Annotated in this window: 30 protein-coding genes; 29 read left to right on the forward strand and 1 reads right to left on the reverse strand. The window is 39.3% G+C overall.

Features of this window, described 5'->3' with window-relative positions; genetic code table 11:
- Nucleotides 1–9: 9 nt before the first annotated feature.
- The 3 genes from metL (at nt 10) to rluF (ending at nt 5,112) form a co-directional block, all read left to right on the forward strand.
- The gene (metL, locus tag H4J67_RS05790) at nt 10–2,460 is read left to right on the forward strand and encodes a bifunctional aspartate kinase/homoserine dehydrogenase II (RefSeq protein WP_182203177.1); all 2,451 of its coding nucleotides are present in this window, start codon (nt 10–12) and stop codon (nt 2,458–2,460) included.
- A gap of 193 nt (nt 2,461–2,653) precedes the next feature.
- Nucleotides 2,654–4,105 carry a hypothetical protein gene (locus H4J67_RS05795; protein WP_182173978.1) on the forward strand — a complete coding sequence of 484 codons (1,452 nt, stop codon included), beginning with the start codon at nt 2,654–2,656 and terminating at the stop codon, nt 4,103–4,105.
- Between the two features lie 191 nt (nt 4,106–4,296).
- Complete coding sequence (gene rluF, locus H4J67_RS05800) at nt 4,297–5,112, forward strand: 23S rRNA pseudouridine(2604) synthase RluF (protein ID WP_182173976.1); 816 nt, start codon at nt 4,297–4,299, stop codon at nt 5,110–5,112.
- Nucleotides 5,113–5,208: 96 nt separating this feature from the next.
- Here the strand turns inward: rluF and fusA are convergent, their stop codons facing one another.
- Entirely contained in the window at nt 5,209–7,314 is a 2,106-nt protein-coding gene (gene fusA / locus H4J67_RS05805) for an elongation factor G (protein ID WP_182173973.1), read from the reverse strand.
- 256 nt (nt 7,315–7,570) lie between these two features.
- Between fusA and H4J67_RS05810 the strand changes: the two genes are divergently transcribed.
- From H4J67_RS05810 to rplR, 26 genes are all read left to right on the forward strand, one after another.
- A complete protein-coding gene (locus H4J67_RS05810; RefSeq protein WP_182203179.1) occupies nt 7,571–8,128 on the forward strand; it encodes an RNA polymerase sigma factor in 558 nt (185 codons plus the stop codon).
- Nucleotides 8,115–8,636, forward strand: coding sequence for a hypothetical protein (locus H4J67_RS05815; protein ID WP_182173967.1), 522 nt, complete (start codon nt 8,115–8,117; stop codon nt 8,634–8,636). Before H4J67_RS05810 ends, H4J67_RS05815 begins: the two co-directional genes overlap by 14 nt.
- Nucleotides 8,620–10,257: a PDZ domain-containing protein gene (locus tag H4J67_RS05820; protein ID WP_182173964.1), complete on the forward strand. Its 1,638-nt coding sequence runs from the start codon at nt 8,620–8,622 to the stop codon at nt 10,255–10,257. Before H4J67_RS05815 ends, H4J67_RS05820 begins: the two co-directional genes overlap by 17 nt.
- 151 nt (nt 10,258–10,408) lie before the next feature.
- On the forward strand, nt 10,409–10,840 hold the full coding sequence (locus tag H4J67_RS05825) for a hypothetical protein (protein WP_182173961.1): 432 nt from the start codon (nt 10,409–10,411) through the stop codon (nt 10,838–10,840).
- A gap of 244 nt (nt 10,841–11,084) precedes the next feature.
- On the forward strand, nt 11,085–11,624 hold the full coding sequence (locus H4J67_RS05830) for an RNA polymerase sigma factor (RefSeq protein WP_182173958.1): 540 nt from the start codon (nt 11,085–11,087) through the stop codon (nt 11,622–11,624).
- Nucleotides 11,614–12,159 (forward strand): hypothetical protein, encoded by a 546-nt coding sequence (locus H4J67_RS05835; RefSeq protein WP_182173955.1) that lies wholly within the window; start codon nt 11,614–11,616, stop codon nt 12,157–12,159. The genes H4J67_RS05830 and H4J67_RS05835 overlap by 11 nt, the downstream gene beginning before the upstream one ends.
- On the forward strand, nt 12,143–14,170 hold the full coding sequence (locus H4J67_RS05840; protein WP_182203181.1) for a hypothetical protein: 2,028 nt from the start codon (nt 12,143–12,145) through the stop codon (nt 14,168–14,170). Before H4J67_RS05835 ends, H4J67_RS05840 begins: the two co-directional genes overlap by 17 nt.
- A 73-nt stretch (nt 14,171–14,243) precedes the next feature.
- A complete protein-coding gene (locus tag H4J67_RS05845) occupies nt 14,244–14,717 on the forward strand; it encodes a hypothetical protein (RefSeq protein WP_182173949.1) in 474 nt (157 codons plus the stop codon).
- Nucleotides 14,718–14,963: 246 nt separating this feature from the next.
- On the forward strand, nt 14,964–15,275 hold the full coding sequence (gene rpsJ / locus H4J67_RS05850; RefSeq protein WP_070375080.1) for a 30S ribosomal protein S10: 312 nt from the start codon (nt 14,964–14,966) through the stop codon (nt 15,273–15,275).
- Nucleotides 15,276–15,287: 12 nt separating this feature from the next.
- Nucleotides 15,288–15,926, forward strand: a complete 639-nt coding sequence (rplC, locus tag H4J67_RS05855; protein ID WP_070375079.1) for a 50S ribosomal protein L3 — start codon at nt 15,288–15,290, stop codon at nt 15,924–15,926.
- 15 nt (nt 15,927–15,941) lie between these two features.
- Nucleotides 15,942–16,547 (forward strand): 50S ribosomal protein L4, encoded by a 606-nt coding sequence (rplD, locus tag H4J67_RS05860; protein WP_070375078.1) that lies wholly within the window; start codon nt 15,942–15,944, stop codon nt 16,545–16,547.
- Nucleotides 16,544–16,846, forward strand: coding sequence for a 50S ribosomal protein L23 (gene rplW / locus H4J67_RS05865; protein ID WP_070375077.1), 303 nt, complete (start codon nt 16,544–16,546; stop codon nt 16,844–16,846). The genes rplD and rplW overlap by 4 nt, the downstream gene beginning before the upstream one ends.
- A 12-nt stretch (nt 16,847–16,858) precedes the next feature.
- The gene (gene rplB, locus H4J67_RS05870; RefSeq protein WP_070375076.1) at nt 16,859–17,683 is read left to right on the forward strand and encodes a 50S ribosomal protein L2; all 825 of its coding nucleotides are present in this window, start codon (nt 16,859–16,861) and stop codon (nt 17,681–17,683) included.
- A gap of 88 nt (nt 17,684–17,771) precedes the next feature.
- Nucleotides 17,772–18,047 carry a 30S ribosomal protein S19 gene (gene rpsS / locus H4J67_RS05875; RefSeq protein WP_070375075.1) on the forward strand — a complete coding sequence of 92 codons (276 nt, stop codon included), beginning with the start codon at nt 17,772–17,774 and terminating at the stop codon, nt 18,045–18,047.
- Between the two features lie 10 nt (nt 18,048–18,057).
- Nucleotides 18,058–18,390 carry a 50S ribosomal protein L22 gene (rplV, locus tag H4J67_RS05880; RefSeq protein ID WP_070375074.1) on the forward strand — a complete coding sequence of 111 codons (333 nt, stop codon included), beginning with the start codon at nt 18,058–18,060 and terminating at the stop codon, nt 18,388–18,390.
- Nucleotides 18,391–18,402: 12 nt separating this feature from the next.
- Complete coding sequence (gene rpsC / locus H4J67_RS05885; RefSeq protein ID WP_070375073.1) at nt 18,403–19,098, forward strand: 30S ribosomal protein S3; 696 nt, start codon at nt 18,403–18,405, stop codon at nt 19,096–19,098.
- Nucleotides 19,099–19,108: 10 nt separating this feature from the next.
- Nucleotides 19,109–19,522, forward strand: coding sequence for a 50S ribosomal protein L16 (rplP, locus tag H4J67_RS05890; protein ID WP_070375072.1), 414 nt, complete (start codon nt 19,109–19,111; stop codon nt 19,520–19,522).
- On the forward strand, nt 19,522–19,713 hold the full coding sequence (gene rpmC / locus H4J67_RS05895; RefSeq protein WP_070375071.1) for a 50S ribosomal protein L29: 192 nt from the start codon (nt 19,522–19,524) through the stop codon (nt 19,711–19,713). Before rplP ends, rpmC begins: the two co-directional genes overlap by 1 nt.
- Nucleotides 19,713–19,964 carry a 30S ribosomal protein S17 gene (gene rpsQ, locus H4J67_RS05900; RefSeq protein WP_070375070.1) on the forward strand — a complete coding sequence of 84 codons (252 nt, stop codon included), beginning with the start codon at nt 19,713–19,715 and terminating at the stop codon, nt 19,962–19,964. The genes rpmC and rpsQ overlap by 1 nt, the downstream gene beginning before the upstream one ends.
- Nucleotides 19,965–20,297: 333 nt before the next feature.
- On the forward strand, nt 20,298–20,666 hold the full coding sequence (gene rplN / locus H4J67_RS05905) for a 50S ribosomal protein L14 (protein WP_070375069.1): 369 nt from the start codon (nt 20,298–20,300) through the stop codon (nt 20,664–20,666).
- Between the two features lie 12 nt (nt 20,667–20,678).
- The gene (gene rplX, locus H4J67_RS05910) at nt 20,679–20,993 is read left to right on the forward strand and encodes a 50S ribosomal protein L24 (RefSeq protein WP_070375068.1); all 315 of its coding nucleotides are present in this window, start codon (nt 20,679–20,681) and stop codon (nt 20,991–20,993) included.
- A 15-nt stretch (nt 20,994–21,008) separates the two neighbouring features.
- Nucleotides 21,009–21,554, forward strand: a complete 546-nt coding sequence (gene rplE, locus H4J67_RS05915; protein WP_070375067.1) for a 50S ribosomal protein L5 — start codon at nt 21,009–21,011, stop codon at nt 21,552–21,554.
- A 4-nt stretch (nt 21,555–21,558) separates the two neighbouring features.
- Nucleotides 21,559–21,864: a 30S ribosomal protein S14 gene (gene rpsN / locus H4J67_RS05920; protein WP_070375066.1), complete on the forward strand. Its 306-nt coding sequence runs from the start codon at nt 21,559–21,561 to the stop codon at nt 21,862–21,864.
- 19 nt (nt 21,865–21,883) lie between these two features.
- Nucleotides 21,884–22,273, forward strand: a complete 390-nt coding sequence (gene rpsH, locus H4J67_RS05925; protein WP_146799770.1) for a 30S ribosomal protein S8 — start codon at nt 21,884–21,886, stop codon at nt 22,271–22,273.
- A 10-nt stretch (nt 22,274–22,283) separates the two neighbouring features.
- On the forward strand, nt 22,284–22,817 hold the full coding sequence (rplF, locus tag H4J67_RS05930; protein ID WP_070375065.1) for a 50S ribosomal protein L6: 534 nt from the start codon (nt 22,284–22,286) through the stop codon (nt 22,815–22,817).
- 9 nt (nt 22,818–22,826) lie between these two features.
- Nucleotides 22,827–23,180: a 50S ribosomal protein L18 gene (gene rplR / locus H4J67_RS05935; protein ID WP_070375064.1), complete on the forward strand. Its 354-nt coding sequence runs from the start codon at nt 22,827–22,829 to the stop codon at nt 23,178–23,180.

Here is a 23,180-nt window from a genome sequence, read left to right on the forward strand (position 1 = left end):
CGAGTGAAAATGACACAGTCAAATACAGTAGGACAATTATCATCAGGGAAAAATCAACTGGCGAAGCATGCTATTCATGTACATAAATTTGGTGGCAGCAGCTTAGCAACTACCCAATGTATTGAACGTGTGGTTGATATTATTCGTCAAAACTGTCAACTAAATGATTTAGTTGTTGTTTCGGCAAATGGAAACACGACGGATGACTTATTCAATATTTATAAACTCGCACTTGAAAAAAGTGACGAGCTGTTTTTGGCTATTGAAACACTAGAGAAATCACAAAGCACATTAATTGGTGAGTTATTGAACCCTAGCAGTGCAGCAGACCTTATCAAGGGGTTGTCTGATGATATAACACAGTTAACGGCTTGGTTATCTGACCAGCCAAGCCAGCACCATGCTGATATGCTGGCATTTGGAGAACTGTGGTCGGCGCGTTTATTATCGGCGGTGTTAAGTGAAAAAGTTTGTCCAAGTTATGCTATTGATGCGCGTGACTTTCTGGTTATCAATAATGATAAAGACTGTGCAGTCGACAATCAGCAAAGTAGTCAAAATTTTCAGCAGAAGTTACAAAAAGGAAAGTTGGCGGTTATTACTGGCTATATCACTAAAAATTCTCAAGGTGAAACCTGTACCTTAGGCCGAAATGGTAGTGACTATTCAGCAACAATTATTGCATCACTGTCGGGCGCGCTGAATGTTACCTTATGGACTGATGTTGATGGCATATATAGTGCCGATCCTCGTATTGTGCCACTTGCCCGTAAATTACATCGCTTACCTAATGGTGTCGCGAAAGAATTGGGGCGCTTAGGTAACCCGGTTTTGCATGCAAAAACCTTACAGCCGCTTACTAACCACAGCACACACCTTCATGTAGCAAGTAGCTTTGATCCTGAAATTTCTGGTACAGAGATAGGAAAATTTGGTCAAATTGCTAAACAGGAATTGTCGGTCACCTCGCTTAACGATCTGTTACTGGTAAAATCGACCAGTTTAGCCGGTTCGTTTGGTGAACAAGCCAGTAATGAGTTTTCTGCGATATGTAGTGATGTTCAGCAAGGTTTTATGGTTATCCACCAAACGCAACAAAAATTAGTCAGTCAGTGGCTGACAAGTCATGATACCGAAGTGTCATTCACACCGGTGTCTATTATAGCGATTGTTGGTCATAGCGTGGTAAATCAAGGTAATATCCAAGCGCGCTTTAAACGCGCTCTCAAACATACTCATGTACTGCATGTGGTGAACTCGTTAAGTGAGCATAGTATTATTGCCATTCTTCAGCAGAGTTGTACTGGTGAGTTACTTAATAATGTTCATTATGATATGACTAAAGACGCTCGACACATAGGTGTTGTTGTTTCAGGGCTTGGTAATATAGGTCAACGATTTTTAGACTTGTTACCCGCGCAACTCAATAGAGTCTCTGTTTTAGAGAACGTTCATTTAGTGGGTTTAGTCACCTCTAAAAAAGCATTGCTTAATACCGATGGTATCGATGTTAATCAAGCAATGTCGCTCTATGAAAGAGATGCTACACCTTGTGATAATACCTTATTGATGTCGTGGTTAACGAACCATCCTTACGACGAATTAATTGTTGTCGATATTACCCCTAGCGAACATTTTAGTGATTTATACAGTGAGTTCTTTAAAAAAGGTATTCATGTTATTGGTGCTAATAAATGGGCGGCTTCTGCGAGTACCGTTCGCTATAATGACTTAGTATTAACCGCGGCTGAAAATAAAAGCTTATGGTTAGGAAGTACTACTGTTGGCGCTGGGTTACCGGTTAATTTTGCCATTAACGATTTATTGAAAAGTGGCGATAAGATAACAGAAATATCAGGGGTTTTTTCAGGCACGCTTTCTTGGTTATTTGAAACCTACGACGCCAGTGTACCGTTTTCAACCTTATTAATGGATGCCTTATCACAAGGGATCACTGAACCCGATCCACGAGAAGATCTTTCTGGACGGGATGTACAACGAAAATTACTGATCTTAGCGCGTATGGCAGGTTTTGAATTATCACTTGATGATATTCAATGCGAAAATTTAGTGCCAGAATCTTTACAAGGGTTATCAACGGCAGAATTTTTAGCAAAGTCAGCAGACTTGGACAGTTACTTTGCTGAACAACTGACTACCGCATCTAAACAGCAAGCCTGTATTCGTTATATTGCAAAGTTCTGTGTCAACGAACAAGGCCAACTGAGCGCTAAGGTTTATCTTGCGACGCTTGCTAAGAATGATCCCTTTGCCTCTTTGACTCCGGGTGATAATATCTTTTTAATTAAGAGCCATTGGTATCAAGATAACCCCCTTATTATTCGTGGACCCGGTGCGGGTCGTGATGTTACTGCGGGTGGCCTACATTCAGACTTAGTGAGTATTTGCCAGCAACTTGCCGGTAAAAAACATCAAGTTAAAATCAAAGGTCTAAGTTAAATGAGCATAATCTAGCTGTCATCATTATTACTGCACTAAGGCATTAATACGCTAAATGAGAAAAAGCACGACCGGTAGGTTGTGCTTTTTCTCAATCAATACTAATAAACACTTGTCTGTTATCGCATTATTAACTAGCATTTAGATAATTAAAAAAATTAGCTACTTAGCACAGGCACCAAGTTGTATTTACATGGAAAATAAAACCTATAGCGACAGCTATTTTACCAGCCAAGTAAAAAGTCTTTTAAGCAGAATTTATGGCCACAGCCAATTAAATGATTCCGTTCTTGAGCGTGCGATTGAGTACTATGAAAAACAATCTTTTATTGAGCATAAGTTAGATGAGCTCAAGCAAAATATTGAAAAAGTTAGTAGGCAAACAGCCACGGATAAAGCTAAAACTTTACGGGTAAGACTCGAACGTGAACAACGCAATTATTACGAGGAATTACGCTTTGAACGCAATGAGCGTCATCAACATCTCTATAAACTCTCTAAAGAGATCATCAAGTTGTCTGAGGGTGATTGCTTTGAAGACAGTAATCGTAAATCTAGCCAGCTTTTAGGTACCATACAATTAGTGAGTCCCACCCAGGGGCATAAAATTGCTTTAACCAACGAGCAACATAAACCGCTTTATAAAAGTGTGTTATGTTTGCGTTTATTTGACCGACTATGCATGGATCATCATATTGTTGAGCCTTATATCAAGATTGCTTTGGGGGATATCAACGCAGAGCAATATCAAATGTTGGCTGAAGATAACCCCAAGGCCTATCAAGCCTTTGTAGAAAAAGTAAAAATTCCACTGGTCATGGCGGCGCTATTACAAGATATCGGTAATAACCACCCCGAGTCGCTAGCCATTTTACGTGGTGCAGATTATCAAAAAGATCCCCATCGAACTCTACCTATTGAGGAGCGAAAAGCACTCTTACAAATAAATTATCGGGAAACGGTTAAGTATCTTATTGATGGTATTGGCGCCGGTATATATATTGGTAATTCAAAGAAAGATCGCGACGAGTACAATGTAATTGAGCATAAAAAACTATTGTTCATTAAGCATTTACTCAAAAGTGCCGTCAACCCAAAAAAGGGTATTGGCAACCTTCTTAAAGTACCACAAATATACAGTTCTATTATCTTGTCGACAAAAGATAGCTATAACTACAAATTATTACCGAAAGTTTATCATGTTCTTAATCAAAACGCGGAGCGGGGAGCTTGTTGTCAAGTAGTGGTTAATGCACTGACAAAAATTACTGGCCATTTTCCACAAGGTTATGGTGTTACCTATGTTCCGTATGAACAAGATATTAATGACCGCTATGAATATGCTGTCGTTAGCCAGCTTTATCCTGAGAATGCTGATTATCCTATTTGCCGAACGGTAACGCGCAACTTAGCTTTCATAAGTCATGGACAAGAGATAGTCATTAAAAAATCTGCTAATTTATATTTTACTGAAACAGCTAAAAGTTTCTCTACTATCAGTAAAGAGCGCCTCCATGAAATATTAGATTTGTTAGTGTCAAATTCTCATGAGCGTAAACAACTAGATCTACTTCCTCGCTGTTGGCAGCCAGGAGAATTTTTTTCAGTCAATATTAATCAAAAGCTGTGGAACAAAGCTAAATAACGTTACAGTCTTTGCTTTCACAACTCCATAATGAAAACACTGACTCTGTTGTTGTTACCAAAGAGGGGTATTTACAGTAAATATTAATCAAAAACTGTCAAATAAGGCTAAATAACCATAATGCTTTTTCATTGTCTGTTAAAGTTCAGGTAAAATGGCCTTTATTACTTTGCATAACTTTGGAATATCTCGTGAGCGATCAAGAAAAAAGACTGAATAAATTTATCAGTGAATCAGGTTACTGCTCGCGCCGAGCTGCTGATAAGTTGATTGAAGAAAGTCGAGTTACGATCAATGGTAAAAGCCCTGAGTTAGGTACTAAAGTACAAGCGGGTGATGTGGTTTTTGTTGATGGTAAACAAATTGGTGCTATGCCGGCTAATAAATCTGACCGGGTTTACATTGCTTATAACAAGCCAGTGGGTATTACCTGTACGACCGAGCTACATGTTAGAGGTAATATTATTGATGCTATTGGTCACAAAGAAAGGATCTTTCCGATAGGGCGCTTAGATAAGCCTTCAGAAGGATTAATTTTCTTGACCAGTGATGGTGATATCGTTAATAAAATTTTGCGCGCTGAAAATGCCCATGACAAAGAATATATTGTCACGGTTGATAAACCCATCAGTGAGCGCTTTATCCAACGGATGTCAAAAGGTGTACCTATACTGGGTACCATCACTAAACCCTGTCTTGTTAAAGTAGAAAGTAAATTTGTTTTTCGTATTATCTTAACGCAAGGTTTAAATCGTCAAATTCGCCGGATGTGTGAATATTTAGATTACGAAGTTTTACAGCTGAAACGTTCGCGTATTATGAGTGTCGAGTTGGGTGATTTACGACCAGGACAATGGCGAGATTTAACCACAGCGGAAATGGTTGAAATTAATGCAGCGGTAGCCACGTCGACGAAAACAGCTTTACCAAAAGAAATCGATGAATCGGGTGATCCATGGGCAACCGTTATTGCAGTAACAGACATAGAAAATGATGTTAAAAAATAAAGCTTAGTCATACTAAACGTTAATTACGTTTGGTTTTTAAGACAATAAAAAAGGACGCCTAAGCGTCCTTTTTTTGTTTTCTTACTTTAATGCTTACTATTTTCTAGCGGCATCTTTAGCTGCTTTAGCTGCTTTAACTTCAGCGATAACAACTTCTGCTACGTTGTTAGGACAAGGCATGTAATGAGAGAATTCCATTGAGAATTGACCACGACCTGATGTCATTGTACGTAATGTTCCGATGTAACCGAACATTTCTGAAAGAGGTACGTCAGCTTTAATACGAACACCAGAAACACCTGCGTCTTGACCTGCGATCATGCCACGACGACGGTTTAAATCACCAATAACATCACCAACGTGATCATCAGGCGTAAACACATCAACTTTCATGATAGGTTCGATTAACTGAGCACCAGCTTTTGGAATTGACTGACGGAAAGCACCACGAGCAGCGAGTTCAAAGGCAACAGCAGATGAATCGACCGCGTGGAAACCACCATCGTATAATTCAATTTCAACGTCAAGTACAGGGAAACCAGCAAGAACACCAGTATCCATCATGCCTTTAAAGCCTTTCTCGATTGCTGGGAAGAATTCCTTAGGAACGTTACCACCAACAACAACAGAGCTGAATACGAAACCAGAACCAGGTTCGCCGGGCTTAATACGGTAATCAATTTTACCGAACTGACCAGAACCACCAGATTGTTTCTTATGTGTGTAAGAATCTTCAATTGCGGTAGTGATTGTTTCACGGTACGCAACTTGTGGCTTACCAACTTCTAATTCAACACCGTAGCTACGTTTTAAGATATCTACTTTGATATCTAAGTGAAGCTCACCCATACCAGATAAAATTGTTTCACCTGAATCAATATCAGTTTCAACCATAAACGTTGGATCTTCTGCAACCATTTTACCGATAGCTAGACCCATTTTCTCAGTTGAACCTTTATCTTTTGGTGTTACAGAGATTGAAATTACTGGCTTAGGAAATACCATAGCTTCTAGAACGATAGGGTGTTTAGGATCACATAATGTGTGACCTGTCTGAACATTACCTTTCATTCCAACAATCGCGATGATATCACCAGCTTGTGCTGAAGTAAGTTCGTTACGGTCATCAGCTTGCATTTCACACATACGTCCAACACGCTCAGTTTTTCCTGTAGCAGCGTTAAGAATGGTATCGCCTTTCTTCAATGTACCTGAATAGATACGTACGAAAGTTAATGTACCAAAACGGTCATCAGTGATTTTGAATGCTAACGCTTTGAATGTTTCTTCTGCAGAAACGATTGCGAATTCGCCATTAGGCGTACCTTCTTCATCAGTAAGTGGTTGAGGATTAACATCTGTAGGCGAAGGCAAGTAATCAACAACAGCATCAAGAATTAATTGAATACCTTTGTTTTTAAATGCAGATGCACCGTAAGTTGGGAAGAAAGTCATATCACGAGTACCAGCACGGATACACGCTTTGATTTGTTCTACAGTAGGAACCATTTCCCCTTCTAAGAACTCCATCAACATATCTTCATCAACTTCTAAAGCTGTTTCGATTAACTGTATACGGTACTCAGCAGCTTTTTCTACCATATCCGCTGGAATATCAGTAATTTCAAAGTTTTCTGGAAGACCTGTGTCATCCCAGATGTAAGCTTTTTCGCTAAGAAGGTCAACAACACCAACAAAGTCATCTTCTTCGCCAATTGGCAAAGTCATAATAAGTGGCGTAGCACCTAAAACGTTTTTAACTTGCTTACAAACACGGTAGAAATCAGCGCCTAAACGGTCAAGTTTGTTGATCATGATAATACGAGCAACTTTTGAGTCGTTCGCGTAACGCCAGTTAGTTTCTGATTGTGGTTCAACACCACCAGAACCACAGAATACGCCGATACCACCATCAAGTACTTTAAGTGAACGGTAAACTTCAACAGTGAAATCAACGTGACCAGGAGTATCGATGACATTGAAACGGTGATCGTTCCAAAAACAGCTTACCGCAGCAGACTGTATGGTAATACCGCGCTCAGCTTCTTGTTCCATGAAGTCAGTGGTAGATTCACCATCATGTACTTCACCAGTTTTATGGATCTGACCGGTTAATTTAAGGATACGTTCAGTTGTTGTGGTTTTACCAGCATCAACGTGAGCGAAGATACCAATATTTCTATATTTAGATAAATCTGCCATTACTTTACTCTATTTAAGTCGCTACTAAAAAAGCGGAATTGTTGAAAATTTGCGCGCGAGTATACCATGGTTAACGTGAATCTACATAAAAAAATATAAATTATTTAAGATAAACAATAAAAGAATGAAGGTGGTTTATTAACGTTATTACTTATATTTAATGGTATAAATTAAGAAAAATATCGAGTTGTGTTGCGACGATATAATAAGCTCAGTTGTTATATAAGTATCAGTATTAATTTTTAAGGAGATAAAGTTGGAACAAAGGAATGCTGAATTAATAAATGAAATAATTAAAGGGATGGTAAAAGGTGACCCGAATGCGTTTGAAAAATGTTATCAATTATACTCTCCAGCTATTTATACGGCAATTTTTAAAATTTGCCAAAATCGCGAAACAGCTTGTGATCTGTTACACGATACCTTTATAGACGCTTTTGAAAATATAGCGCAGTTTGATACCGATAATAACTTTATCCCTTGGTTAAAGCGCATTGCCTTTAATAACAGTTTTAATCATCTTAAAAAACAAAAAAATACTTTAAAGCTATTCGATCAGATAGCAAATACTGAAAAAGCACAGCCTAAATCTATGACAAGTATGGCAGGGGATAAAGATTTATTAACTAAGTTATTAACAAATATTCCTGAGAGGCAACGATTAATATTATGGCTATTTATTGTTGAGCAATACAGTCACGATGAAATTGCTTTATTAGTGAATCAATCGGCAAGCTATTCTAAATCGATAGTATCGCGCTGTTTAAAAGCATTACGCAATGATGTTGAGGAGAATAAAGATGCATATATGTGAAAACCGTTTAGGGAAAAATCTTAATGATATAGAGCGCGTGCACATAGCGCAGTGTCAAGAGTGCGCATATCAACACCAATTAATGACAGATCTTAACAATAATGTGAATACCATGGAGTTAATTGAGCCACCAGTGGCAGTTTGGGAAAAGTTAGCTCGCTCTTCTGTTGTTAAACGTAAAAAAAGAGTGCGTAAGTGGGTCTTTTTCGCTGCTGTAGCGGCCTCAACCAGTTTCATCAGCTTTACTTGGTTGATGTTTAACAATTACCAATTGCAAAATCAGTTAGAACTAGTGTTACAAGTGAATCAATCCTTAGAATTGCAATTAACTTTAAATAAAATGCCTACCTTCAAACAAGCACAGTTAATCACCCTGGTAAGGGAAATAGAATATCGATTACACGGGGCAACAACCGTTGAAAAATTAGCCCTATTAAAAGAGCGCCAACAACTCGTCAGTAAAATAGTTAACTTGCAAAAAGGAAATAGCAATGTATACAGTATTTAATAAAATGGTTTCACTGAGCTTATATGTCGCTCTATCTATACTTATAACAAATAAAGTGTTTGCCACTGAATGTGGAGCGATCCATTTTTCTAATGAAGTTATCAACGACCAACAATATGTTGTTGTTGTTAGAGCAGACAATGGTGTAAGTGTCATGGACCTAGGAAAATATCGAGATATTGTCGAAGGTGAGTACCGATATATTTTAGCGGCAGGCGATCATAACCTTATATTGGACATCTGGTTAAAAAAAGACTTTAGCAGAATGTATCGCACTTGGAAAAGAGTGATTGCTTTTCACCCCGATGCTGTTAAACCTGAGCCTACACTAACTAGGCTAATAAAAGTTTCAGTAACTACAGACCAATTTCTTCAGTTTTCACTTTCAGGGCCTAGAGTAAATGCTAATTTTGAATTAACTAACGAATCGTCTGAAAAGTGTAATCCAAGCAACTTAATGCCAAGTCAGCTGTTTTTAGACGATGAAACAATTGCTAATAACCCAGAATTACCCGAAGTATTAGAATATCGATTGGCTAGATTGATGGCCGATATCGCTGACGATACTTTAAAACATGACAATCAAGTTAAAGTTGCCGTTATTGCCAATATAGCTCCGTTAGAAGTTGATACCGATTTTGGCATTGTTTTAGATGATGACAATACACGTATTAAACTATTAGCTGTATTACCTAACTCCTTAGCGGATGCTTTAGGATTAGTAAGCAGTGATATTATTATTGCTATGGGCGGTAAGCCGGTTGATTTAAAAGGGACGTCTGCCGAAGATATCGTACTTTCATACCTGTATTCGGTCAAACACAATGATGCATTAACAATGGTGGTGAAAAGAAATGATGAATCAATCCAATTAAGTCATCAATACTTACCTTTGGCTTTTCCAGAAGCGAGTTATCAAATCTATAATCAACGTAAAGAAGGCAAAGTTTTGATAAAAAAAGGGATGTTAATAAATGGTTATGCTTTACCAGCCGCCTTAGATTATCAATATAAACAATTAAGGTTAGCAATAAACGATTACATTCAAGGAATAAAAACGAGTGATGGTGTGATAACGCTCGTTAGAGCAGCATCTTTTGACAAAAGTTTTGGCATTGATGTTTTAATCCCGACTAACAAAAAAGGAGGGATTGAGATTCTTGCTATAGAACCGTATAGCCCCGCAGCTAAGTTAGGACTAAGAAAGAGTGATGTACTGTTGGCGATCAATAACCAGCCACTGACTAACATGAAGATAGAGGAACTGGGCAGTCTTCTGACCAGCTTAACCGTTGGTGAAAACTATTCAATTAAGGTTAGTAGAAGTCGGCAAGTAACAGTGTTAAATGATAATTATCAGCCAAGAGCGTTTCCTGCATTCACCCTAGATATAACACTTATTTCACCGCAAAGTATTGAGGTTAAACTCGATTTTATGTATTCCATGAATAGATACTCCTTATCATTAGAGAATGCTACGTTAATAAGATCTAGTACAGAAAACAGGGACGGGTTCTATATTAGAAATCTAGGAGGGACAATTCCATTAAAAACATTAAGCGACAAAAAATCGCAAAAAAAAGGCTATACAGACTTGCAAGGGAAGACACATGACCATTGATAGATAAGTAGTAAAAGCCAATGTAAACCTACACCTCCAAAGGTAGACGATGTGTTGGTCAACGGTATGTCATCAAGTTACGTTTTTGAATAAACGTAACTTTTATCAATTAGCACTTACATAATGGGTATTCAATGTAGGTGTATGTTATATGAATAGCAAAAAGGACAGAGCAATAAATACACTAGTTAATAAAATAACTTGGTTGATTTTAGGTATTAGCCTATCCCTGTTTATTTCAAATGAAGTAACGGCTAATGAATGTGCAGCTATTCACTTTTCTCAAGAAAACATTGAAAATAATGAATATGTTGTGGTTAAAGGCGATAATGGCATTGGTGTTCCACTCGATTTATTCAACTATCGAGATATAAAAGAGGGCAATTACTCGCATATGCCTTCTGAAGGTAACCATCATTTATTTTTGAAGTTGCACTTTTATCACCTGACCACATTATCTGAAAATAAAGTAGATATACTAAAGCAAAGAGTTAGGCATAGTTTTCAAGGAAATTTACCGGAACGAATGACTCTGCCAGTAAAAGGGAGTAATGCTGTTGCTAGAAGCACACTCGGATATTAAATTTTTAAAATACTTGTCCCTACTATATCCATTAAATGGTTATAACAGCATTCGCAAAAATAATTGCGACCTTTTCCTATACAGTACTAAATTGTTATACCTAACCTGAGAACTAGATAATGATTGGTTTTGCCATACAGCCGTTGCCAATTATTGTCTTTGAATACACGTTAGTAAAAATAATTGCGACCTTTTATATGACTAAATTGTTATACCTATTAATAAGTGAATGAAAGGATATGTTTTGCAGAAATGGAATGAAAATCTAGTAGATAAAATGAAAGAAGGAGAGCAAGGTGCATTCGAGCAATGCTACCGGTTACTCTCTCCTATTATCTTTACTGCAATTCTTAAGATTTGTAAAAACCGCCATGATGCTAATGATCTATTACAAGATACCTTTGTAGATGCTTTTGACAATTTAGCTTCTTTTCATCAACAGGTACCTTTTATTGCTTGGCTAAAAAGAATAGCCTTTAATAATACGTTTAATTTTTTAAAAAAAATTAAACGCTTAACAATTGGCACTGACCATATACCCGAGGCGGTGTCTTTGGAAAATAGTATTGAAAGCGACTATGAGAGCCGCAATTTATTACTTTACTTGTTCGAGCGATTGTCCGAAATGGAGTGTTTGATTATGTGGCTATATATAGCAGAGCAATATAAGCATAGTGAAATCGCGGAAGTTATTGGAAAAACGCCAAGTTATTCCAAATCAGTTGTCTGTCGATGTTTACAAAAGTTAAGGGCGAATGCAGAGGTAAAAAAGTATGCTAATTAGCAAAATAAATGGTGATGACTTAACTGAGCAAACGCGTCAGCTTGATTCATATTTAACCCTTGATTCGGTACGTAAAGAAATAACTGCATTGCAACAGTCGGCAGATGAAATAGCGCTAGAAACACCCGATGAACTCAATTGGCAGAAAATTAATCATCGTTTAGCCGCTTCAACTCATCGTACAAGGGGGCAGAGTAAATCTATAAATATATTTACAGAGAAAAAACCGTTACTCGCTATGGCTGCGTCGCTGTCATTTTTATTTATAGGTGGTTTGAGTTGGTATAACTATCAATTACAACAACAGTTAGTTATGGCATTAAAAACTAACCAAAGCATGGAATTACAACTCGCTGAATATAGCCAGCTACAAGTAAATCAATACTATCTATTGCAAGAAATCTCTGCGGTGGAAGCCAAGCTGCTTAACGAACCATCTTTGAAAGTTAAGGTAGCGATATTAAAACACAGGAGCGCATTAATGCAACAAGTGCTCGAGTATCAACAAGGAGGTAACGATGAGTTTAGTATTTAAGGCCTTATTCACTAATAAGTATAGTGGTGTGTTATTAGTGCTGCTTTTATCAAAGCCCTTATTCGCCGCAACGCCACAAACGCATGAATGTGCAACGCTAGCGCTGACCGCTAATAATCAACAAAGCCAGGCGATAACCTACCAGCTGTTGTCACATAACAATAGTGCGATTGATAACAACGCCTATTTAGATAATAGCTACCAAGCCGTGTTTATCGCTCCAGGACAACATAGCTTAAAGGTGAGGGCTTGGCGGACAGCCGATTATCTCAGTTACCACAATGGTATTGATGTAAATAAACAGCAGGCATTGATTAAAAAAACTGTTGACCACCAGCTATTAATAACCGTGGTTGCCGACGCTAACTATCAACTGTTACCGATAAACGAAGAGGATGGAAGTGTACTCGTCTTAGAAAAAAATCTGCAAAATTGTCATCCAGACACTCGCAGCGTGTTAGTAGCTAAGCATCAGCCATTAACATCCCAGATGATAAATTCGGTCTCCTTACCCGGAGATCTTGAGATACGCTTATATAATTTAATGGGAAAGTTAGCGCTTGAGAACTCAACAAGTATTAAGGGTTCAGTAGCAACAAGTAATATAGTGCCGCTTAGATTAATGGGGAGTTTTGGTCTGACGTTTGACCAAGGTAATGATACCAACAATGACACACTGAAGGTATTAACCGTTCATCCTTTCTCCGTCGCCCATACCTTAAAATTAGCCAGTGGTGATGTGATTGTAAATCTAAACAATAAAAGTGACTTAACGGTAAAAGCTTCACCCAATCAGAAGTTTCAACACTATGTTAACCGTTTAGTTATTGGCGAGGATATAGAGATTACCGTTCGACGAGATAATAAAGAACGGCTATTAAAAGGTAATTACCAGCCAAAAATATTGCCTGAAAGCCACTATAAAATAAATGGTACTGCCATTGTAGATTCATTCGACGATAAGCAATGTGCATCGTTAAGTCGATACTTCACGGGGATAAAAGGCTATAAGATAATTAGCCATAATGGTCAGTCACTGAGTGAGCTTTATGGAAATTCAGCTCCAACAAGGTTAAGCCTGTCGCCAGGCGTTCATCGATTTCAAGCGGTATTTTCTCCTCGACCTACTCGTGCCATTAATAGTCAAATGGGGAGTACCCTTGATATTGCCCCAAGAATATCGGGCGGGAGCCGAGCGGGTGAAGCGGGTATTAAAACCTTAATCCGTACAAGAGCAGGTTCGATTAATGGTTGGTTTGGTAATCCTACTGATCGTAATTCAGCCAGAACCAATGGTACGATAGTCGACGATTATATCATTGAGCCAATGGTGGGGCGGCCATTACTGAATGTTACCCTAAATGTTGAACAGGCTAAGCAATATAAATTAACGCTAGCACAGGAATCTACTGAGTCTAGACAGTCGATTTATGAAATTACGTCAACAGCTACGTTAAGTGAAATAGATTGTGCTGAAACTGTCTTATCGGCAATTTTATCGCCGCCATTAACAACGCAGTCCTTAATAAATAGTCAGACCTTAACGCCTTCACTTCAGTACGAGTTAGATCAATTGTTGTTGGAAGTGGCCTCTTATTATCAGGTCAGTGGTATTAACACCGGTATTGTTGATATTTACCGCGAGAAAAAGCTCGATAATAAGTATGGCCTTATTGGTAAGATGACTGATTATCGAGCAGGTTATGCCTTGTTAGTTAAACAAGTCAGTAGTAATAGCATGGCAAGTCGGGCAGGTTTGTTGGCGGGAGATAAAATATTGGCTTTAAACAACACCATTTTTATTGATAACAAGCCAAGTGAATTTTTAGCCGGTATAGCAAAGTTAAAAGCGGATGAAGTCTATACATTACTTATTTTAAGAGAAAATGAACAACGTGAGTTCGTTGCGGTTTACCAAGAAAAAGATCTTCCTGCTTTCTTCTTGTCAGTAGATATGACCTCTGTAGCACAAGCCCAACAGGCTTTGGATCGGATAAACAGTTCAAACTAAGCTGATAATAGGGATAGCCATTTGTACTAAAAAGCAGATAACCTATATTAACAATCAATAACGGAGACAACTGATGAATAAATTTACAATTATAACCGCGTTATCATTAATACTGGCTGGATGTAGCGCTTATCAAATCAAAGCCGATGTTGATGAAGGTAAATTTCGCTTTGTTAACTTTGAAAAAGAACGGGGTAAGCAATTTGAGTATATCCATCTTATGTGTCTGTATAAAAGGCCAATTGAATGGAATCTACCTAAGCAGTATCAAGCAGGTAATCACCAATTATGGGTAAAAGCGCAAATTTACCAAAATGGCATGAGCATTCGTGAAAAGAATGCCTTCGTTAAATTTGACGTAACGTTAAAAGCAGGCCTGAGTTATAAATTGAACCGCTCTTTTGATGATGATAATAATATTTCCATTTGGATCGAAGAAGAACAGTCTAAAAATATTGTTTCAGAAATTATTATCACTGAACTCCTTAGACCCTTGCTTATTGAAAAATCATTGAGAACTGAGCAATGTGAGTCGGGATCAATTTAGTCTGATCGCCACCGCATCTGAGCTTTAGTGATAAAAAATATTTAGGCTTGATAAATATTATCAGTTATGTATAATATGCATCCGCACATCGCTCACGCTTTGTGCGGATTTTCACTTTAGCCTTTACGGTTAAGGTTTACAGCAGCTCCGATAGGGAGTTGAATGTTATTAGCGATACACCCCCCTTTTACATATAAAAGGTGATGGGATGTATTTTGTTGTTCTTTAAAAATGGGGATTTGATTAATGTCAAATCAAAGAATTCGCATTCGTTTGAAAGCGTTCGATCATCGTTTGATTGATCAATCAACAGCTGAAATCGTAGATACTGCAAAGCGCACTGGTGCTCAGGTTCGTGGTCCAATTCCACTTCCTACACGTAAAGAGCGTTTTACTATCTTGACTTCTCCACACGTTAACAAAGATGCGCGTGATCAGTATGAAATTCGTACTCACAAACGCATGATTGATATCGTAGAGCCAACTGAAAAGACTGTAGACGCATTAATGCGTTTAGATCTAGCAGCTGGCGTTGACGTTCAAATCAGCTTGGGTTAAGGGGTTTTAACAATGACTATTGGTCTAGTTGGACGTAAAGTAGGCATGACTCGTATCTTCACTGAAGATGGCGTTTCAACACCTGTAACCGTTCTAGAAGTTGAAGCCAACCGTATTTCTCAAGTGAAAACTTTAGAAACTGACGGTTACTCGGCGCTTCAAGTTACAACAGGTAGCCGTAAGGCTAGCCGTGTTACAAAACCAGCAGCTGGGCATTTCGCTAAAGCTGGCGTTCAAGCAGGCCGTGGCCTGTGGGAATTCCGCTTAAACGAAAATGAAGGCGAAGGTTTAGAATTGGGCGGTGAAATCACTGTTTCAATTTTTAATGACACTAAATTAGTAGACGTAACCGGTACATCTAAAGGTAAAGGCTTCCAAGGCGGTATTAAACGCTGGAACTTTACTATGCAAGATGCTACTCATGGTAACTCTGTCTCTCACCGTTCAAACGGTTCGTTAGGTCAGTGTCAAACACCAGGTCGCGTTTTCAAAGGCAAAAAAATGTCTGGTCACATGGGTTCTGTGCGCTGTACTACACAAAACCTTGAATTGGTTCGCGTTGACGCAGAACGTAACTTGCTCCTTATTAAAGGTGCGGTTCCGGGTGCTATCAACGGTAACGTAATCATCAAACCAGCTGTTAAAGCTTAGTCCAGGAGATTCGTGATGGAATTATCATTAAAAGACGCTGCAGGTGCTCTTGAAGTTTCTGAAGCAACTTTTGGACTTGAGTTTAACGAAGCATTAGTACATCAGGTAGTAGTTGCATATGCAGCTGGCGCTCGTCAAGGTACTCGTGCTCAAAAGACTCGTTCAGAAGTAAGTGGCGGTGGTGCAAAACCTTGGCGTCAAAAAGGTACTGGCCGTGCTCGTGCTGGTACTAGCCGTGGTCCAATTTGGCGTTCTGGTGGTGTAACATTCGCTGCTAAACCTCAAGACCACAGCCAGAAAGTAAACCGTAAAATGTACCGTGGTGCGATTAAAAGCATCCTATCTGAGCTTGTTCGTCAAGATCGCTTAGTAGTGGTAGAAAACTTTACTGTTGAAACACCAAAAACTAAAGAATTAGTAGCTAAACTAAACGGCTTGGAGTTAAAAGATGTATTAATCATCACTCCAGAAGTTGATGAGAACTTGTTCTTATCAGCACGCAACTTGTACAAAGTTGACGTTCGTGACGTAGACGGTATTGACCCAGTTAGCTTGGTTGGTTTCGAAAAAGTTTTGATGACTGCTACTGCAGTTAAACAACTTGAGGAGATGTTAGGATGATAAGCGAAGAACGTTTGTTAAAAGTGCTTTTAGCACCGAACATTTCTGAGAAAAGCACTATGGCATCTGAAGCAAACAACACTGTTGTTTTCAAAGTTGTTACTACTGCTACTAAAGCTGAAATCAAAGCTGCTGTTGAGAAACTTTTTGAAGTTTCAGTAGACGGTGTTCGCACATTAAATGTTAAAGGTAAAGTGAAACGTACTGGTGCTCGTTTTGGTCGCAGAAGCGACTGGAAAAAAGCATACGTTACTCTTGCTGAAGGCAGCGACATCGACTTCGTCGGCGCGGAATCATAGGAGTTTACGAAAATGGCTATAGTTAAATGTAAACCTACTTCTCCGGGTCGTCGCCACGTAGTTAAAGTGGTAAACACGGAGTTGCATAAAGGTAAGCCTTACGCACCATTACTAGACACTAAGTCTAAGTCTGGTGGTCGTAATAATAACGGTCGTATTACGGTTCGTCATATTGGTGGTGGTCACAAACAACATTACCGCATGATCGATTTTAAACGTAATAAAGATGGTATCCCTGCAAAAGTTGAACGTTTGGAATATGATCCAAACCGTTCTGCTAATATTGCACTAGTATTATATGCTGATGGTGAACGTCGTTACATCCTAGCCCCTAAAGGCTTAAGCGCTGGAGATACAGTCCAGTCAGGTGTTGACGCTCCAATCAAAGCTGGTAATACTATGGCTTTACGCAACACACCATTAGGTAGTGTTGTGCATGCAATCGAACTTAAACCAGGTAAAGGTGCTCAAATAGCACGTGCTGCTGGTACTTACGCTCAACTAGTTGCTAAAGACGGTGCATATGTCACTTTACGTCTTCGCTCTGGCGAAATGCGTAAAATTGAGTCTGACTGTCGTGCTACTTTAGGTGAAATCGGCAATTCTGAACACATGCTTCGCTCTTTGGGTAAAGCTGGTGCTTCAAGATGGCGCGGTGTTCGCCCAACTGTTCGTGGTGTTGCCATGAACCCAGTTGATCACCCACACGGTGGTGGTGAAGGCAAAACGTCTGGCGGTCGTCACCCGGTATCCCCTTGGGGCGTACCAACTAAGGGTTACAAGACTCGTTCAAACAAACGTACTGATAAATTTATCGTGCGTCGTCGTACTAAATAGTACATTTAATTAATACTCTGATTGTTTGAACTTGGTTTGCTTCGGTAAAGTTAAGTTCAACATGAAGGGTAAATAAAGAGGATTCACCATGCCACGTTCTCTCAAGAAAGGTCCATTTATAGACCTACACTTGCTGACGAAGGTAGAGAAAGCTCTGGAAAGCGGGAATAAAAAGCCAATTAAGACTTGGTCCCGTCGTTCAATGATCATCCCAACGATGATCGGATTGACCATAGCTGTCCATAATGGCCGTCAACACGTACCTGTATTTGTAACTGATGAAATGATCGGTCACAAATTAGGAGAATTTGCACCAACTCGTACTTATCGCGGTCATATCGCTGATAAGAAAGCGAAGAAATAGGGGAAATTGAATGGAAGCTATCGCTATACATAAATTTGCCCGCGGTTCTGCTCAGAAAGCACGTTTAGTTGTGGATCAAATCCGCGGCTTACATGTAGAGAAAGCACTTGAAATTTTAACTTTTAGCAACAAATCAGCTGCTGAATTAGTTAAAAAAGTACTTAACTCTGCAATTGCTAACGCTGAACATAACGAAGGTGCAGACATTGATGAACTTATCGTAAAAACTATTACAGTTGACGATGGTCCTACAATGAAACGTATTCGTCCTCGTGCAAAAGGCCGCGCGGATCGTATAATTAAGCGCACAAGTCACATTACTGTGATCGTGTCTGATTCTTAGGAGTATATTAGTATGGGTCAAAAAGTTCATCCTAACGGTATTCGCTTAGGTATCACGAAACCTTTCGCGTCTACGTGGTTTGCAAGTAACAAAGACTTCGCTGAAAATTTACGCGGTGACCATTTGGTTCGCGAATATTTGAAAGAGAAGCTTGTTCGTGCATCATTATCAAAAGTAGTTATTGAGCGTCCAGCTAAATCTATCCGCGTAACAATTCATACGGCTCGTCCGGGTGTTGTTATCGGTAAGAAAGGCGAAGATGTTGAGAAACTACGCTTAGCAGTTTCTAAAATTGCTGGTGTTCCTGCTCAAATCAACATTGCTGAAGTACGTAAGCCAGAAATGGATGCGCAGCTTGTTGCTGACAGTATTGCTAGTCAATTAGAACGTCGTGTGATGTTTCGTCGCGCTATGAAACGTGCTGTACAAAATGCTATGCGTCTAGGCGCAAAGGGTATTAAAGTACAAGTAAGTGGTCGTTTAGGCGGTGCAGATATTGCACGTGCTGAATGGTATCGTGAAGGTCGTGTACCACTACACACTTTACGTGCTGACATCGATTACGCTATTGCACGCGGTAACACAACTTATGGTGTTATTGGTATCAAAGTGTGGATCTTTAAAGGTGAAATCATTGGTAACATGCCTCTACAGGCAGAAGTACCAGCGGCTAAACCTAAAAGAAAAAACAACCGCAAGCCTAAGTAGGAGCTAAGTAATGTTACAACCAAAACGTACTAAATTCCGTAAGCAATTTAAAATGCGCAACCGTGGTCTTGCACACGTCGGTAGCTCAGTTAGCTTCGGTACTTTCGGTTTAAAATCAATGGAACGTGGTCGTATGACTGCGCGTCAGATTGAAGCGGCACGTCGAGCAATGACTCGTCACGTAAAGCGTCAAGGTAAAATCTGGATACGTGTATTCCCTGATAAGCCAATTACTAAAAAGCCTCTTGAGGTTCGTATGGGTAAAGGTAAAGGTTCAGTGGAATATTGGGTATGCCAAATTCTACCTGGCCGTGTTCTTTATGAAATGGAAGGTGTATCGGAAGAAATCGCACGCGAAGCATTTGCTTTAGCAGCGGCTAAACTTCCGTTCAAAACATCTTTCGTAACTAGAACGGTGATGTAATGAAAGCTAGTGAATTAAAAGATAAAAGCATTGAAGAGCTAAATACTGAAATGCTTGCATTATTACGCGAACAGTTTAACTATCGCATGCAAGCAAGCACAGGACAATTAGCACAAACTCATTTGCTAAGAACGGTACGTCGCAATATTGCACGTGTAAAGACTATCATAACTGAAAAGGCAGGTAAGTAATGAGCGAAGCTAAAATCCGCACACTACAAGGTCGTGTTGTCAGTGATAAAATGGATAAGTCTATCACTGTATTAATTGAACGTCGTGTTAAGCACCCTATTTACGGTAAGTACCTTACACGTTCAACTAAGTTGAAAGTGCATGATGAGACTAACCAATGTAATGCTGGTGATTTAGTAACAATTCGTGAAGTTGCACCAATTTCAAAGTCTAAAAACTGGACTTTAGTTGCTGTAATTACTAAAGCATAATTTACTTTTTGTAAATTTGTTTTAACGAACGTGTTAAATAAAAACCCTATCACAATGTGATAGGGTTTTTTTTTGCTTAAAATATTGCCGACAACTAATGGCTTGATGATGAGATGCCAGTGGTGTTAAAGGATATTTTACTAGGGTGAATGCTTAGCAATTGTTTATTTTTTAACTAAATAAGGTATCACTTTCATTTTGGTGGTGTTATAATCTCGCGCCCTCCAGATTCGTCTGACGTTTCTATGAGGGCAGTAGAAGGCAGTGACGGGTCAAATTTCTGGCCTTAAATTATATCTAAGTTTGTTTAGATAAATAGCGGAGTAAAACTCAATGATCCAAATGCAATCACAACTGAACGTAGCTGATAACAGCGGCGCTCGACGTGTACAGTGTATAAAGGTTCTTGGTGGTTCGCACCGTCGCTACGCGCGTATCGGTGATATCATTAAAATTGCAGTGAAGGAATCAAATCCTCGCGGCAAAGTTAAAAAAGGTGATGTTCTGACTGCGGTAGTTGTGCGCACTAAGAAAGGTGTTCGTCGTTCAGATGGTTCAACCATCCGTTTTGATGAAAACGCGGCTGTAATGTTAAATGCTAACTTACAACCAATTGGTACTCGTATTTTTGGTCCAGTGACGCGTGAACTTCGTAATGAAAAGTTCATGAAAATCGTTTCACTTGCACCTGAAGTACTATAAGGAGTCACGATAATGGCATCTAAGATTCGTCGTGATGATGAAGTTATTGTACTAGCTGGCAAAGACAAGGGTAAGACTGGTAAAGTCACTAAAGTTCTTGTTGATGACGGCAAAGTATTTGTAGAAGGCATAAACTTGATCAAGAAACACACTAAGCCTGTACCTCAGTTACAGCAGCCTGGTGGGATTATTGAAAAAGAAGCTTCTTTACAAGTTTCAAACGTAGCGATTGTTAACCCTAAAACGGGTAAAGCAGATCGTGTAGGCTTTAGAATTGAAGACGGCAAAAAAGTTCGTTTCTTCAAATCTAACAACGAACTAGTTTAATTATTGGAGTAAACGATGGCGAAACTGCATGATTTTTACAAAGATACTGTTGTAAACGACCTTCAGAAGAAGTTCGAATACAAAAGTGTCATGCAAGTCCCTCGGATTGAAAAGATCACCCTTAACATGGGTGTTGGTGAAGCTATTGCTGATAAAAAAGTATTAGACCATGCCACAAATGATCTTACTGCAATCTCAGGTCAAAAACCAGTTACGACTGTAGCACGCAAATCTGTTGCGGGCTTTAAGATTCGTGAAGGTTATCCTATTGGTACAAAAGTAACTCTACGTGGCGAACGTATGTGGGAATTTTTAGAGCGTTTAATTTCGATCTCTATTCCTCGTATCCGCGATTTCCGTGGCTTAAACCCTAAGTCATTCGATGGCCGTGGTAACTACAGCATGGGCGTACGTGAGCAAATAATCTTCCCTGAAATCGATTACGATAAAATCGATAAAATTCGTGGGATGGATATTACTATCACTACTAGCGCGAAGAATAATGAAGAAGGACACGCATTGTTGTCTGCCTTTAGCTTCCCGTTTAAGAACAAGGTGTAGAGTTATGGCTAAAACGTCAATGAAAGCTCGTGAAGCTAAAAGAACCAAATTAGTAGCACAGTACGCTGAAAAGCGTAGTGCATTAAAAGCAATCATCTCTAACGATAATTCTTCTGAAGAAGATCGTTGGGATGCTGTATTGAAACTTCAAAGTTTACCTCGTGATTCATCAAGTAGTCGTCAACGTAACCGTTGTAACATTACTGGTCGTCCTCATGGTTTCTTACGTAAATTCGGTTTAAGCCGAATCAAATTGCGTGAAGCAATGATGCGTGGTGAAGTTCCAGGTCTTAAGAAAGCTAGTTGGTAATTCACGGGAGTAAATTGTTATGATGACTGATCCTATCGCGGATATGTTTACACGCATTCGCAACGGTCAATCTGCAGCAAAAGTTGCAGTTACAATGCCATCTTCTAAAGTTAAAGTTGCTATCGCAAACTTGCTTAAAGAAGAAGGTTATGTATCAGAGTTTTCAGTATCAGGCGAAGTTAAGCCTGAGTTATCTGTAACTTTGAAATATTTTGAAGGTAAAGAAGTAATTGAAACGATCAAGCGTGTTTCACGTCCTGGTCTTCGTATATACAAAAGCTGTGATGAACTTCCTAAAGTTCTTGCAGGTATGGGTATTGCGATCGTATCTACTTCTAAAGGTCTGATGACTGATCGCGCTGCTCGCTCTGCGGGTATCGGCGGTGAAATCATCGGTTTCGTAGCGTAAGGAGAAATATATGTCTCGTGTTGCAAAAGCACCTGTCGTTGTTCCTGCTGGCGTTACTGTTACGTTATCAGGTCAAGACATTATAGTTAAAGGTCCAATGGGCGAATTATCTCGCACGATCCATAGTGACGTTGTTATTTCTCAAGAAGAAAATAGCATCATTACTAATATCGTTGCCGATGTTAAAGGCGCTTGGGCTCAAGCCGGTACTACACGTGCTTTAATCCAGAATATGGTTGAAGGTGTAAGTACAGGTTATGTAAAAACATTGTTATTAAACGGTGTTGGTTATCGTGCAAAAGCTGATGGTAAGTCTTTAAACTTATCTTTAGGTTTATCACACCCAGTTAACCACGCAATCCCTGATGGGATTACTGTTGAAACTCCTAGTCAAACTGAAGTCATACTGAAAGGTGCTGATAAACAGTTGGTTGGTCAAGTTGCTGCAGACATTCGTTCTTACCGTAAGCCAGAGCCTTATAAAGGTAAAGGTATACGTTATAGTGACGAGCATGTTCGTCGTAAAGAAGCTAAGAAGAAGTAGGATAATACTATGGATAAGAAAACATCTCGTTTGCGCCGCGCTAAACGCGCTCGTGCAAAAATTAGCGAGTTGGGTGCGAATCGTTTAGTTGTATTTCGTACTCCTCGCCATATTTACGCGCAATTGATCGCTCCAACGGGTTCTGAAGTAATCGCATCTGCGTCTACTTTAGACAAAGAAATCAGTGCTCAGTTAGATAAAACAGGTAACGTTGCCGCAGCAACTGCAGTCGGTACAGCAATTGCTGAACGTGCAGTAGCTAAAGGGATCACTAGCATTGCTTTTGATCGCTCTGGTTTCCGTTATCATGGTCGCGTAAAAGCGTTAGCAGAAGCAGCTCGTGAAGCTGGTCTGCAGTTCTAG

Source organism: Colwellia sp. BRX10-4 (genome assembly GCF_014077465.1).
Lineage (GTDB): Bacteria > Pseudomonadota > Gammaproteobacteria > Enterobacterales > Alteromonadaceae > Colwellia_A.